We start from the raw sequence: 11,921 nt of genomic DNA on the forward strand, positions 1-11,921 counted from the left end.
CATCATGCCAAGTCGCGACGCAACACGTCCGCCACCTCGAGGGCGAAGTACGTGAGCACGATGCCCGCGCCCGCCCGTCGGATGTGCATGACGGACTCCATGATGCTGCGCTCGCGCTCGATCCAGCCGCGCTCGGCCGCGGCGACGAGCTGGCTGTACTCGCCGGAGATCTGGTAGGCCGCGACGGGCACGGGCGACATCGCCGCGGCGGCGGCGATGACGTCGAGGTGCGGGCCGGCCGGCTTGACCATGACGATGTCGGCGCCCTCGGCGATGTCGAGCTCGAGCTCGCGCACCGACTCCGTCGCGTTCGCCGGGTCCTGCTGGTAGGTCGCCCGGTCACCGGTGAGCGAGGACTGCACGGCCTCGCGGAAGGGCCCGTAGAGCGCGGAGGTGTACTTCGCCGAGTACGCGAGGATCGACACGGAGGTCAGGCCCTCGCGGTCCAGGACCCCGCGCACGAAGCCGACCTGGCCGTCCATCATCCCGGACATGCCGAGGACGTGGCTGCCGGCGCGGGCCTGGGCGAGGGCCATGTCGGCGTAGCGCTCGAGGGTCGCGTCGTTGTCGACGACGACGGAGCCGTCCGGGCCCTGGGCGAGCACCCCGCAGTGGCCGTGGTCGGTGAACTCGTCGAGGCAGAGGTCGGTCATGACGACGAGGGAGTCGCCGACCGCGTCGACGACCGCGCGGGTCGCGACGTTGAGGATGCCCTCGGGGTCGTCGGCGCCCGAACCCCGGGCGTCCTTGTGCTCGGGCACGCCGAAGAGCATGATCCCGCCGATGCCGGCGGCGACGCACTCGCGGGCGAGCTCGACGAGGCTGTCGACCGTGTGCTGCTGCACCCCGGGCATGCTCGAGATCTCGACCGGGGCGTCGATGCCCTCGCGCACGAAGGCGGGCAGGACGAGGTCGGCCGGGTGCAGCCGGTGCTCGGCGACGAGGCGGCGCATCGGCACCGACACGCGCAGCCGGCGCGGCCGCACGAGGATCGGGTCGACCTCCCCGGAGGGGGCGCTCATCCCTTCGCCTTGGCCCGGCGCCGCGACGTGGACTGCACGCGCTCGCTCGGACGGCGCACGGGCTCGCCGTCGGCGACAGCCGCCGCGAGGAGGCCGCGGGCGTGCTCGGCGAGGTCGTCGACGAGGGTGATGGCGCTGGCCTCGCTCGCGACGACGTCGACGCGCAGCCCGAGCTCCTCGGCGGTCTTCGCGGTCGCGGGGCCGATGCACGCGACGACCGTGCTCGGGTGCGGCTTGCCGGCGATGCCGATGAGGTTGCGCACCGTCGACGACGACGTGAAGGCGACGGCGTCGAAGGCTCCGGCCTTGATCGCGTCGCGGATCGGCGCGGGCGGCGGGGCGGCGCGCACGGTGCGGTAGGCCGTGACGTCGTCGACCTCCCAGCCCATGTCCTGCAGCCCGGCGACGAGCGTGTCGGTCGCGATGTCGGCGCGGGGCAGGAAGACCCGGTTGATCGGGTCGAGCACCTCGTCGTACGGCGGCCACTCGGCGAGCAGACCGGCCGCGGACATCTCGCCCTCGGGGACGAGGTCGGCGACGAGACCCCAGTCGAGCAAGGCCTGGGCGGTCGTGCCGCCGACGGCTGCGATCTTCAGACCGGAGAAGGCGCGGGCGTCGAGCCCGATCTCCTCGAACTTCTCGCGCACGGCGCGCACGGCGTTGACCGAGGTGAAGCCGACCCACTCGTAGCGGCCGGTGACCATGCCGCGCACGGCGCGCTCCATGGCCTGCGGGGTGCGCGGCGGCTCGACGGAGATCGTCGGCACGACCTCGCTCGTCGCGCCGTAGTCGCACAGGCGCTCCTGCATCGAGCCGGACTGCTCCTTCGTGCGCGGCACGAGCACCTGCCAGCCGAAGAGCGGCTTGGTCTCGAACCACGACAGCTGCTCGCGCAGGTCGACGGGCGGGCCGACGATGGCCAGCGCCGGCACCTCGAGACCGGCGAGCAGACCGGGCGCGTCGGCGAGGGTGCCGGTGACGGTGGCCTGACGGGTCGTCGTGCCGCGCTCGGTGACGGCGACCGACGTCGTCTCGGGGCGACCGCTCTCGCGCAGCGCGACGAGGGCGGCGCCGAGGTTGTCGGGGGTGCCGAGCAGCACGACGGTGACGTCGGGCGCGACGGAGCCGGACAGGTCGGGGACCCGGCCGCTCGTCACCGAGACGACGTGGATGCTCGTCGCCGCACCGGTGGTGAGAGGGACGCCGGCGTAGGTGGGCACGGCGCTGACCGCGGAGACGCCCGGCACGACCTCGTAGTCGATGCCGGCCTTGGCCAGGGCCTTGGCCTCCTCGGCGAGGCCGTTGAAGGTCGCGGGGTCGCCGTCCATGAGCCGCACGACGTGGCCGCCCTTGTGGGCCTTCGCGGTCCGCACGACGAGCTTGGCGCGGGAGGCGTGGGTCAGCTGCTGGCCGTGCTCGCCGTGACCGGCGTCGACGACCTCGACGCCCTCGGGCAGGTGCGCGGCGACGAGGTCGTCGTGGGCGGAGGTGTCGATGATCACCGCGTCGGCCCGACCGAGGTGACGCACCGCGGCGAGGGTGAGCAGCGAGGGGTCGCCGGGCCCGGCCCCGACGAAGGTGACGCTCGCGGGGCGTCGCGACGCGGCGCTGGCGGGGTCGGGCGGCTGGGTTGCGCGGGGGCTCACTGTGCACTCTCCGTGGAGCTGGTGGGGTGGTCGGTGGACGAAGGGGTGGTCGGCCCGACGTCGGCGATGTCGCCGGCGCCGTCCGCCAGGAAGATCTCGGCGAGCTCGCGCCCGATGCGCTCGGCCTCGTCGGCCGGTCCGGTCAGCGAGCGCCGCAGGTCGTGCTCGCCGTCGAGCGAGGCGACGACCGCGCGCATCGAGATCACCGCGCCGTCGACGTCGTCGACGACCTCGGCCAGGGCCCCGACCGGCGCGGCGCAGCCGGCCTCGAGACGGGCGAGGAGGGCGCGCTCGGCGGTGACCGCCGCGCGGGTGTCCGGGTCGTCGAGCGGCGCGAGGGCCGCGATCGTCGTCTCGTCGTCCTCGCGGCACTCGACGGCGAGGGCGCCCTGCCCCGGGGCAGGGAGCATCTGGATGGGGTCGAGGTGCTCGGTGACGACGTCGGTCATGCCCAGACGGGTGAGCCCGGCGGCGGCGAGGACGACCGCGTCGACCTCGCGCCCGACCATGTCGAGGCGCCGCCCGACGTTGCCCCGGATGTCGCGGAAGTCGAGACCGAGGCCGAGGGCCGCGAGCTGGGCCCGGCGACGGGGCGAGCCGGTGCCGACGACCGAGCCCTCCGGCAGCTCGCCGAGGGTGAGCCCGTCGCGGGCGACGAGGCTGTCGCGGGGGTCGACCCGGGGCGGGATCGCGGCGATGGTCAGGCCCTGCTCGGGTGCGGTCGGCAGGTCCTTGAGGGAGTGCACGGCGACGTCGACCCGGCCGTCGCGCAGGGCGTGGCGCAGCGCAGAGGCGAAGACCCCGGTGCCGCCGAGCAGGCTCAGCGGAGCGCTCGTGACGTCACCCTCCGTCGTGATCTCGACGATCTCGACGTCGTGCCCGGCCGCTCGCAGGGCGTCGGCGACGTGGCCGGTCTGCGTCGTCGCGAGGGCACTGCGACGGGTCCCGATCCGCAAGGTCACGACAGCTCGCTCCCGTGCAGGTCGAAGAGGGCCCGGATCGCGTCCTCGTACTCGACGATGCGCCCGTCGATGGCCATCTCCTTGACGCGCACCGTCGGGCGGTGGAGGAGCTTCTCGACGACCCGGTGGATGGCGAGGTGGACCTCGGCGCGCTCGGCGTCGGTGAGGTCGGGCGTGCGCTGGTCGACCCGCTCGAGCTCACGGGTGACGACCTCGGCGGCCGCGGCGCGGATCGCGGTGACCGTCGGGGCGGCGACCTGCGCGGCGCGGTCGCTGAGGTGGCGGTGCACGGCGTCGGCGACGACACCGCGCGCGGCGCTCACCTCGGGCAGCTCGGTGCCGCGGCCGAGGGCCTGGCCGAGCTCGGCGAGCCCGAGACGGGTGACGCCGCGCAGCCCGCCGACCTCGACGGCCACGTCGTGGGGCATCGCGAGGTCGAGGTAGACCTGGGCGCGACCGGAGCGGGCGACCTGGGCGTCGGCGGCGGCGGCGAGGTCGACGACGAGACCGGTCGAGCCGGTGCACGAGATGACGACATCGGCCTGGGCGAGGGCGGCCTCGATCTCGGCGATCGGGCGCGCCTGCGCGTCGAGCCGGGTGGCGAGCGCGACGGCCCGCTCGTGCGTGCGGTTGACGACGGTGATCGAGCCGGCGCCGAGGCGCGAGGCGGTCGACGCGGCGAGCGAGCTCATCGAGCCCGCCCCGACGACGAGCACGTCGAGCCCCTCGACCGCGCCGAGCAGGTCGCGGGCGAGCTCGAGACCGACCTCGACGAGGGAGCGCGAGACGCGGTCCAGGCCGGTCTCGGTGCGCACGCGCTTGCCGGTGCGCAGGGCCTGCTGGAGCAGGTGGTTCAGAGCCGGGCCGGCCGCGCCGCTGTCCTGCCCGACGGCGAGCGCGTCGCGCAGCTGCGCGACGATCTGGGCCTCGCCGACGGCCATGGAGTCCAGCCCGGCGGCGACGTTGAAGACGTGGGCGACGGCGGCCTCGCCGTACTGGAGCTCGAGGTGCTCGACGAGGTCGTCCTGGGTGACCCCGGTGACACCGGTGAGGGCGGTGGTGAGATCGGCGACGGCGCCGTGGAAGGCGCTGACCTCCGCGTACACCTCGGTGCGGTTGCACGTCGAGACGACGACGACCTCGCTGATGTCCGGGCTCTCGAGGGCCGACTCCGTGAGCCGGGCCGCGACGTCCTGGCCGAGCGAGACCCGCTCGAGCAGCTGGATGGGCGTGCGGTGGTGGTTGAGACCGAAGACGACGGTGCTCATCGGGCGACCTCCAGGTCCGCACCGGGGCCGGTGCGGCGCTGCTCGTGGTAGGCGAGGATCTGCAGCTCGGTCGCGAGGTCGACCTTGCGGACCTGCACGTGGTCGGGCACCGAGATCACGCCGGGGGCGAAGTTGAGGATCGAGGAGAAGCCGGCGGCGACGAGCTGGTCGGCGACGTCCTGCGAGGAGGCGGCGGGGGCGGCGATGACGCCGATCGCGGCCTGGCCGCCCTCGGTGAGGCTCGGCAGCACCTCCATCGGCTGCACGACGAGGTCGCCCACCCGCTGGCCGACGAGCGCGGGGTCGCGGTCGAGGACGGCGACGACGGTGAAGCCCTGGGGCGCGAAGCCGCCGTACGAGGCGAGCGCGCGGCCGAGGTTGCCCATGCCGATGATGGCGACCGGCCAGTCCTGGGTGAGGCCGAGGGCCCGCGAGATCTGGTAGCGCAGGTGGCCGACGTCGTAGCCGACGCCGCGCACGCCGTAGGAGCCGAGGTGGCTGAGGTCCTTGCGCAGCTTCGCGCTGCTCACCCCCGAGCTCGTCGCGAGCTCCTCCGAGGAGACCGAGCCGACGCCCTGCGCCACGAGCCCGTCGAGTGCCCTGAGGTACCCGGGCAGGCGCGCCACGGTCGCGTCGGGGATCCCGCGCTTGGCTGCGCTGGTGGCGGTCACGATCGACTCGCTGCTCCTCTCTGCGCCGCGAGCACAGGTGGCGCGAGCGGCGACCAACTCAGGCTAACGGCTTGTGAACATTTGCACAAAGTCACGACGACCCGTGGTCGTGGCCACGCCCGAAGGGGTGGGCGGGCTCCCCCTTCGGCCCGTCAGGACCGCTCGAGGGCCGCCCGGAGGCGGGTCTCGTCGACCCGCCAGTAGTCGTGCTGCGCCCCGTCGACGAAGGTCACCGGGACCTCCTCCGAGTACCGTGCGAGCAGCTCGGGGTCGCGGTCGACGTCGACGACCTCGACGTCGAGGTCGTGCTCGGCGGCGACCCGGCGCACGGTCTCGAGCGCGACGACGCACAGGTGGCACCCCTCACGGGTGACGACGGCCAGGCGACCGGCAGGAGCCCAGGCCATCAGAAGAAGACCGAGCGACGGGTCATGAGCACGGAGTACAGCGTCTGCTGGATCGTCTCGCGCACCTGGTCGGTGAGGTCGAAGACGAGCGCGGGGTCGTCGGCGGCCGTCGGGCCCAGGCTCGCGGTGTCGACGGGCGGGCTGAACTCGATGATCCACTTGCTCGGCAGCGGCACGAGGCCGAGCGGGCCGAGGAGCGGGAAGGTCGGCGTGATCGGTGCGTACGGCGCGCCGAGCAGCCGGGCGAGGGTCTTGGCGTTGCCGACCATCGGGTAGATCTCCTCGGCCCCGACGACCGAGCACGGGATGATCGGCACCTCGCTGCGGATCGCCGCTGCGACGAAGCCGCCCCGGCCGAAGCGCTGCAGCTTGTAGCGCTCGCGGAAGGGCTTGCCGACACCCTTGAAGCCCTCGGGCCACACCCCGACGAGCTCGCCGGAGGTCATGAGGCGCTCCGCGTCCGGGTTCGTCGCCAGCGTCGCGCCGGTCTTGCGCGCGAAGTCGCCGACGACGGGCAGCGCGAAGACGAGGTCGGCCCCGAGCATGCGCAGGAAGCGGTGCTGCGGGTGCGCGTCGTGGATCGCCAGCTGGGTCATCACCGAGTCGAGGGCGATGGTGCCGGAGTGGTTGGAGACGACGAGCGCGCCGCCGGTGGCCGGGATGTTCTCGATGCCGCGGACCTCGACGCGGAACCACCGGTCCTTGAGCAGGCGCAGCACCGGGAAGGCGGTGTGCAGGGTGAAGTCCTCGTCGAAGCCGAAGTCGTCGACGCTGTAGTCGCCCTGGACCCGGCGGCGCAGGAAGGACAGGACCTCGCCGAGTCGGCGCTCCCACTCCTCGCCCGCCGCGTTGCTCACCGCCCCGCCGATGGTGCGCGACGCGACCTGGCCGGCCGAGAGCGCGACGGAGAGCAGCTCGGCGACGCCCGGGGCGAGCGCGGTGCCGCTGCTCGGGGTGCCCTCGGCGGGTGCCGACGCGGGCGAAGGGGTCGTCGGCGCGGTGGCCACGCGCGGCCTCGGGGTGGTCGCCCGCCGGGGGCGACGGGTGCCCGTGCCCTCGCCGTCGACGACGCGCAGGGCCGGGGCGCCCGCGGCGCGGGTGGTGCGCGTCGTGCGGGCCGGTCGCGACGCCCCCTTCGTCGTCCCTGACGTCGGGGCGGAGCCGCCGACCGCGGCGGCCGGGCGGCTCGCCCGGCGGGAGGCGGTCGGGCGCGAGGCCGACGACGCGGTGGTCTTCTTCGTCGGGGGCGCCGTCGTCTCGCTGCCGGCGAGCAGGGGGGTCGAGCGGCGTCGGGCCCGCTCGCCGCCGGCGCGCTCGGCCGCCGCGGCGACCGCGGAGCGCGGGGCGGCGGTCTTCGTGGTCGACGCCTTCTTCGCGGTGGGCTTGGGGGCCGTGGTCTTCTTCGCGGCGGCGGTCTTCTGCGTGGTGGCCTTCGTCGCGGCAGCGGTCTTCCGCGTGGTGGTCTTCTTCGCGGCGACAGTCTTGCGCGTGGTGGCCTTCGTCGCCGCCGTCTTCTTCGCGCTCTTCGCGGGCGTCGCAGCCCGCGCGGTCTTCTTCGTCGTGCTCGACGGTGTGCGCTGCGCCATCAGTCCTTCTTCCCGGGGCGGTCGATCACGGACATGGCGCGCTCGGCGGCCTCGGCGGCCCGCCAGCTCGAGCGGGTGCCCCCGCCGGGCAGCACCATCCGGTGCCGCAGGGTCTGCGCGAAGGACTCGAAGGCCTCTCGCGTCGTGTACCGCGGCTCGAAGTGCAGCTCGCGGCGCATCTTCGTCGTGTCGAGACCGCGCCCGAAGGCGAGCAGGTCGAGCTGGTCGACGCTCGCGTCGACGACCCCGGCGCGCTGGAGCGCCCCCGCGACGAGACCGGTGCCGATGCGGGGCACGGGGACGAAGGGGCGACCGGCGATGTTCGCGGCCTGGCTGGCGGTGATGATCCCGTCGCCGGCGATGTTGACGCTGCCGACGGCGGGTGCGGTCACGGCGTGCGCGAGGGCGTCGGTGACGTCGTCCTCGTGGACGAACTGCAGACGCGCGTCGTAGCCCAGCGGCAGCGGGACGACCGGCAGCGAGAAGTGGTCGGTCATCGCCGTGCGCACCCGGGGCCCGATGACGTTGGCGAAGCGCAGCATGGTGATCTCGACGTCGGGGCGGCGGCGGGCGAAGCCCCGCACGTAGCCCTCAACCTCGACCGAGTCACGGCCCCAGCCCCCGGAGGGCAGCCGGCGTGCCGAGTACTCCTCGCGGAACATCGCGGGGTCCTTCGGGCTCGACCCGTAGATCGCCGCCGTCGACTTCACGACGAGACGACGCAGCGCGGGCGCCTTCTGGCAGGCCGCGAGGAGCTGCATCGTCCCGATGACGTTGATCTCCTTCTGCGTCGTGCGCCCGCCGCTCGCCGCCGGGGTGGCGATGACCGCCATGTGCACGACCGTGTCGACGTCGTGGTCGGCGATGATCCGCGCGATGAGCGGGCTGCGGATGTCGGCCCGGACGAACTCGGCCCGGCCGATGCCGTGGCGCGGGGGCACGACGTCGACGCCGATGATCCGCCCCACGGACTCCTCCGCGCTCAGCCGGCGGGCGTAGGCGCCTCCGAGGTGGCGGGACACCCCGGTGATGAGCACGGTGCTCGCCACGGATCACTCCTTCTGGTCGACGTCGCGTCGAGCGTAACCAGCGGCACGCCGCGATGTGCGCCGCGCGCGGGCACGGGCTGGGTGAGTCGTCCCACCCCAGGTGCGCGAAGGGGCCCCGACCGGCGGTCGGGGCCCCTTCGGGCGCTCACTTCTTGTTGCGGCGCTGGTGACGCGTCTTGCGCAGCAGCTTGCGGTGCTTCTTCTTCGCCATCCGCTTGCGGCGCTTCTTGATGACAGAACCCATGCAACGTCCTTCGTGGTCGGTCGGCCGCCGTGAGGCGACCTCTGGTGCTCCTCGGCCGGCGGCGGTGCAGGCGCGCGATGTGCTGCAGCACGCCGTGCCGACCGGTAGTCGTGAGAGTCGGTCGCCAAGCCTATCCGGCCCCGCTCCGTGCCCCAAACGTGGGGCCGCGACCGCTCCCCCTTCGCTCAGGCGGTCTCGACGAAGGAGGAGTCGAGGTAGTCGTTGACCGCGTCCTGCGGGACGCGGAAGGAGCGACCGACGCGCACGGCGGGCAGCTCGCCGTTGTGGACCATCCGGTAGACGGTCATCTTCGAGACCCGCATGATCGAGGCCACCTCGGCAACAGTGAGGAATCGGACCTCACTGAGTCGGTCGTCGGACATCTGGCCACCTCGGTCTCTGCACGGTCGTAGCGTTGGCGCACGTCACCAACGGACGGCTACGTCCTGTGCAGGGTAACCATAGGGGCACATGTGACGGCTGGGAAGTGGGTGTGAGAAATCGGTGGGCCCACGTCCACCCGACACGCCGTGGAGCGCCGAGAAAGTCCCGGTGGGATCGGGCGGTCAGTCGACCCAGACGTCGAGACCGTGCGCGGGGAAGACCGCCTCGCGGGTCGCCATGATCGCCCGGTCGACGTCGCTGTGCGGGTTGTAGCCCATCGACCACGGCTGCACCCAGATGGGCAGCTCGCCCGCGGGCAGGTCACCCATCGTGCGCGGCGGCTCCGAGCCGGCGACCTGCAGCACGTGCTCCGCGTACTCCTGCGGGACGCTCGTCGCGGGGTCGACCGGGGCGTGGGCCGCGATGGCCGTGAGGTGCGTCCAGGCCCGGGGAACGACGCCGACGAGGTCGTAGCCCCCGCCGCCGAGCGAGATCCACCGCCCCTCGCTCACCTCGTGCGAGAGACGGTGCATGAGGACCATCGCGTGCCGCTGCGCGTCGAGCGAGAGCGCCATGTTCGACAGCGGGTCCGCCTCGTGGGTGTCGCAGCCGTGCTGGGTGATGAGCACCTGGGGCTGGAAGGCCCGCACGACGGGGATGATCGCCGACGAGATCGCCCTCAGCCGCGGGGAGTCGCGCACGCCGGGCGGGAGCGCGACGTTGACCGCGCTCCCCTCGGCGGCGGGGCCACCGGTGTCGGCCGGCCAGCCGGTGCCCGGGAAGAGGGTGCGACCGGACTCGTGCACCGAGCAGGTGAGCACGCGCGGGTCGTCGTAGAAGATCTCCTGCACGCCGTCGCCGTGGTGCACGTCGACGTCGACGTAGGCGACCCGCTCGACGCCCTCGTCGAGCAGCCACTGGATGGCGACGGCGATGTCGTTGTAGACGCAGAAGCCCGAGGCCCGGTCTCGCATCGCGTGGTGCATGCCGCCGGTGAAGTTCACCCCGTGCTCGGCCTCTCCGCGCCACACCCGCTGCGTGACCGCGAGCGTGCCGGCGACGATCCGGGCGCTCGCCTCGTGCATCCCGGCGAAGGCCGGCACGTCGTCGGTGCCGATGCCGAAGGTGGTGTCGGCGAGCGAGGGGTCGGCCGCGAGCTGCTCGACCCGGCGCACGTAGGCGGGGTCGTGGACCGTCAGCAGGGTCTCGTCGTCGGCGACGCCGGGGTCGATGACCTCGACGTCGTCGAGCACGCCGAGGGAGCGGGCCAGCCGCGCCGTGAGGTCGATGCGCAGGGGCGCCATCGGGTGACCGACGCCGAAGTCGTACCGCGTGAAGTCCTGCCCCCAGACCACGCACGCCTGTGTGCTCATGCGTGGCACGCTACCCGCACTAGGCTCGGCCCGGATCACGCACCTATGGAAGCGGAGGACGCCGTGGGCAGGCTGCGGCTGCACAACGAGGACATCCTCGTCATCGGGCTGGGTCGCTTCGGCGGCGCTGTCGCCACCGAGCTGCACCGGCTCGGCAACAGGGTGACCGCCGTCGAGCTCGACCACGAGCTCGCCGAGTCCTACCTCGGACGGGTCGGCAAGATCGTCCAGGGCGACGCGACGTCGGTGACCTTCGTCGAGGAGCTGCGCCCGCAGGACTTCTCCGCCGCCGTCCTCGGTGTGGGGTCCTCGGTCGAGACCTCGGTGCTCGCCGCGGTCAACCTCATCGACGCGGGCTGCCCGAAGGTGTGGGCGAAGGCGGTGAGCCCCGAGCACGCGCGCATCCTCGACCGGATCGGCGTGCAGCAGGTCCTCTCCCCCGAGATCGAGTCGGGGCGCCGGACGGCTCACCTCATCGGCGGCAAGCTCATCGACTACATCGAGTTCGACGACGGCTTCGCCATCGTCAAGATGCTCCCGCCGCAGGAGACCATCGGCTTCACCCTCGAGCAGTCGGCGATCCGCAGCAAGTACGGCGTGACCGTCGTCGGCGTGAAGTCGCCGGGCGAGGACTTCACCTACGCCAAGCCCGACACGAAGGTGCACTCCGGCGACACGCTCATCGTCAGCGGCCCGACGACCCTCATCGACCGGATGGCCGCACGGCCGTAGCGGTCCCGCGTCAGCCGACGCGGGACGACGAGGGCGAAGGGGGCGTCAGCCCCGGTCCTCGCCGAGCGGGAGGACCATGGCGATCTCCTCCTCGCTGTCGCCCTGGACGCGCATCGGACGACGCTTGTCGGAGGGGCGGAAGCCGAAGCTGCTCGCGAAGGCGACGGCGCGGGCGTTGTCCGTGCCGACCCAGTAGAAGACGTGGGTGAGACCGCGGCCGGTGGCCTCCTTCGCGGCCTCGCGCACGAGCGAGGCGGCGACGCTGCGACCGCGCCAGTCGGGGTCGACCCACAGGCCGAAGAGCTGGCCGACCTCGTCGGAGCCGGACTCCGGGGCGGCGCCCAGGCTCACGACGCCGACGGCGTCGCCGTCGACCTCGGCCAGCAGCCGCTGACTGCGGGTCATCCGCTCGCGCCAGAAGTCCTCCGGCTCGTCGGACTCCTCGGCGTGCGTCGCGACGAAGGCATCCGGAGATTCTTCGAGCGCGGCCAGACGGACCTGACGGTAGGTCTCCCACTCGTCCTCGGTCAGCGCGCGCACGGTGATCTCGCTCATGGGCCCTACTCTGTCATGCCGC

Annotated in this window: 13 protein-coding genes; 1 reads left to right on the plus strand and 12 read right to left on the minus strand. The window is 73.2% G+C overall.

The features are described from left to right. Window positions 1–2: 2 nt before the first annotated feature. The 11 genes from hemB to L6241_RS12710 all read right to left on the minus strand — a co-directional run bounded on the left by hemB (window position 3) and on the right by L6241_RS12710 (window position 10,612). Complete coding sequence (gene hemB / locus L6241_RS12660) at window positions 3–1,022, minus strand: porphobilinogen synthase (RefSeq protein ID WP_251718735.1); 1,020 nt, start codon at window positions 1,020–1,022, stop codon at window positions 3–5. Further along, a complete protein-coding gene (locus L6241_RS12665; RefSeq protein WP_368246528.1) occupies window positions 1,019–2,668 on the minus strand; it encodes a uroporphyrinogen-III synthase in 1,650 nt (549 codons plus the stop codon). Before L6241_RS12665 ends, hemB begins: the two co-directional genes overlap by 4 nt. Then, window positions 2,665–3,630 (minus strand): hydroxymethylbilane synthase, encoded by a 966-nt coding sequence (gene hemC, locus L6241_RS12670; RefSeq protein WP_368246529.1) that lies wholly within the window; start codon window positions 3,628–3,630, stop codon window positions 2,665–2,667. The genes L6241_RS12665 and hemC overlap by 4 nt, the downstream gene beginning before the upstream one ends. After that, window positions 3,627–4,898: a glutamyl-tRNA reductase gene (locus tag L6241_RS12675; protein ID WP_368246531.1), complete on the minus strand. Its 1,272-nt coding sequence runs from the start codon at window positions 4,896–4,898 to the stop codon at window positions 3,627–3,629. The genes hemC and L6241_RS12675 overlap by 4 nt, the downstream gene beginning before the upstream one ends. After that, window positions 4,895–5,569 (minus strand): redox-sensing transcriptional repressor Rex, encoded by a 675-nt coding sequence (locus L6241_RS12680; protein ID WP_354587558.1) that lies wholly within the window; start codon window positions 5,567–5,569, stop codon window positions 4,895–4,897. The genes L6241_RS12675 and L6241_RS12680 overlap by 4 nt, the downstream gene beginning before the upstream one ends. Before the next feature lie 152 nt (window positions 5,570–5,721). Next, on the minus strand, window positions 5,722–5,976 hold the full coding sequence (locus L6241_RS12685; RefSeq protein ID WP_068273119.1) for a glutaredoxin family protein: 255 nt from the start codon (window positions 5,974–5,976) through the stop codon (window positions 5,722–5,724). Beyond that, window positions 5,976–7,562, minus strand: coding sequence for a 1-acyl-sn-glycerol-3-phosphate acyltransferase (locus L6241_RS12690; protein WP_368246535.1), 1,587 nt, complete (start codon window positions 7,560–7,562; stop codon window positions 5,976–5,978). Before L6241_RS12690 ends, L6241_RS12685 begins: the two co-directional genes overlap by 1 nt. After that, window positions 7,562–8,611 carry an NAD-dependent epimerase/dehydratase family protein gene (locus L6241_RS12695; RefSeq protein ID WP_123091269.1) on the minus strand — a complete coding sequence of 350 codons (1,050 nt, stop codon included), beginning with the start codon at window positions 8,609–8,611 and terminating at the stop codon, window positions 7,562–7,564. Before L6241_RS12695 ends, L6241_RS12690 begins: the two co-directional genes overlap by 1 nt. A gap of 145 nt (window positions 8,612–8,756) precedes the next feature. Continuing rightward, a complete protein-coding gene (locus L6241_RS12700) occupies window positions 8,757–8,855 on the minus strand; it encodes an AURKAIP1/COX24 domain-containing protein (protein ID WP_003792170.1) in 99 nt (32 codons plus the stop codon). Window positions 8,856–9,040: 185 nt separating this feature from the next. After that, the gene (locus L6241_RS12705; RefSeq protein WP_068273117.1) at window positions 9,041–9,238 is read right to left on the minus strand and encodes a helix-turn-helix domain-containing protein; all 198 of its coding nucleotides are present in this window, start codon (window positions 9,236–9,238) and stop codon (window positions 9,041–9,043) included. 183 nt (window positions 9,239–9,421) lie between these two features. Continuing rightward, window positions 9,422–10,612 carry an acetoin utilization protein AcuC gene (locus L6241_RS12710; RefSeq protein ID WP_368246569.1) on the minus strand — a complete coding sequence of 397 codons (1,191 nt, stop codon included), beginning with the start codon at window positions 10,610–10,612 and terminating at the stop codon, window positions 9,422–9,424. 45 nt (window positions 10,613–10,657) lie between these two features. Here L6241_RS12710 and L6241_RS12715 point away from each other — a divergent pair, with 45 nt between their 5' ends. After that, window positions 10,658–11,344 (plus strand): TrkA family potassium uptake protein, encoded by a 687-nt coding sequence (locus tag L6241_RS12715; protein ID WP_191681011.1) that lies wholly within the window; start codon window positions 10,658–10,660, stop codon window positions 11,342–11,344. 45 nt (window positions 11,345–11,389) lie between these two features. On the opposite strand, the gene L6241_RS12720 is transcribed toward L6241_RS12715, so the two are convergent. Further along, a complete protein-coding gene (locus L6241_RS12720) occupies window positions 11,390–11,899 on the minus strand; it encodes a GNAT family N-acetyltransferase (protein WP_123091270.1) in 510 nt (169 codons plus the stop codon). Between the last annotated feature and the right edge of the window lie 22 nt (window positions 11,900–11,921).

The sequence above is a fragment of the Janibacter sp. Y6 genome, from assembly GCF_040900765.1.
GTDB lineage: Bacteria > Actinomycetota > Actinomycetes > Actinomycetales > Dermatophilaceae > Marihabitans > Marihabitans melonis.

What these genes read in the sequence shown, in the direction of transcription:
- L6241_RS12720 (WP_123091270.1), bottom strand. Translation starts at nt 11,899, where the DNA reads ATGAGCGAGATCACCGTGCGCGCGCTGACCGAGGACGAGTGGGAGACC.
- L6241_RS12715 (WP_191681011.1), top strand. Translation starts at nt 10,658, where the DNA reads ATGGAAGCGGAGGACGCCGTGGGCAGGCTGCGGCTGCACAACGAGGAC.
- hemB (WP_251718735.1), bottom strand. Translation starts at nt 1,022, where the DNA reads ATGAGCGCCCCCTCCGGGGAGGTCGACCCGATCCTCGTGCGGCCGCGC.
- L6241_RS12685 (WP_068273119.1), bottom strand. Translation starts at nt 5,976, where the DNA reads ATGGCCTGGGCTCCTGCCGGTCGCCTGGCCGTCGTCACCCGTGAGGGG.
- L6241_RS12710 (WP_368246569.1), bottom strand. Translation starts at nt 10,612, where the DNA reads ATGAGCACACAGGCGTGCGTGGTCTGGGGGCAGGACTTCACGCGGTAC.
- L6241_RS12690 (WP_368246535.1), bottom strand. Translation starts at nt 7,562, where the DNA reads ATGGCGCAGCGCACACCGTCGAGCACGACGAAGAAGACCGCGCGGGCT.
- L6241_RS12700 (WP_003792170.1), bottom strand. Translation starts at nt 8,855, where the DNA reads ATGGGTTCTGTCATCAAGAAGCGCCGCAAGCGGATGGCGAAGAAGAAG.
- L6241_RS12705 (WP_068273117.1), bottom strand. Translation starts at nt 9,238, where the DNA reads ATGTCCGACGACCGACTCAGTGAGGTCCGATTCCTCACTGTTGCCGAG.
- L6241_RS12675 (WP_368246531.1), bottom strand. Translation starts at nt 4,898, where the DNA reads ATGAGCACCGTCGTCTTCGGTCTCAACCACCACCGCACGCCCATCCAG.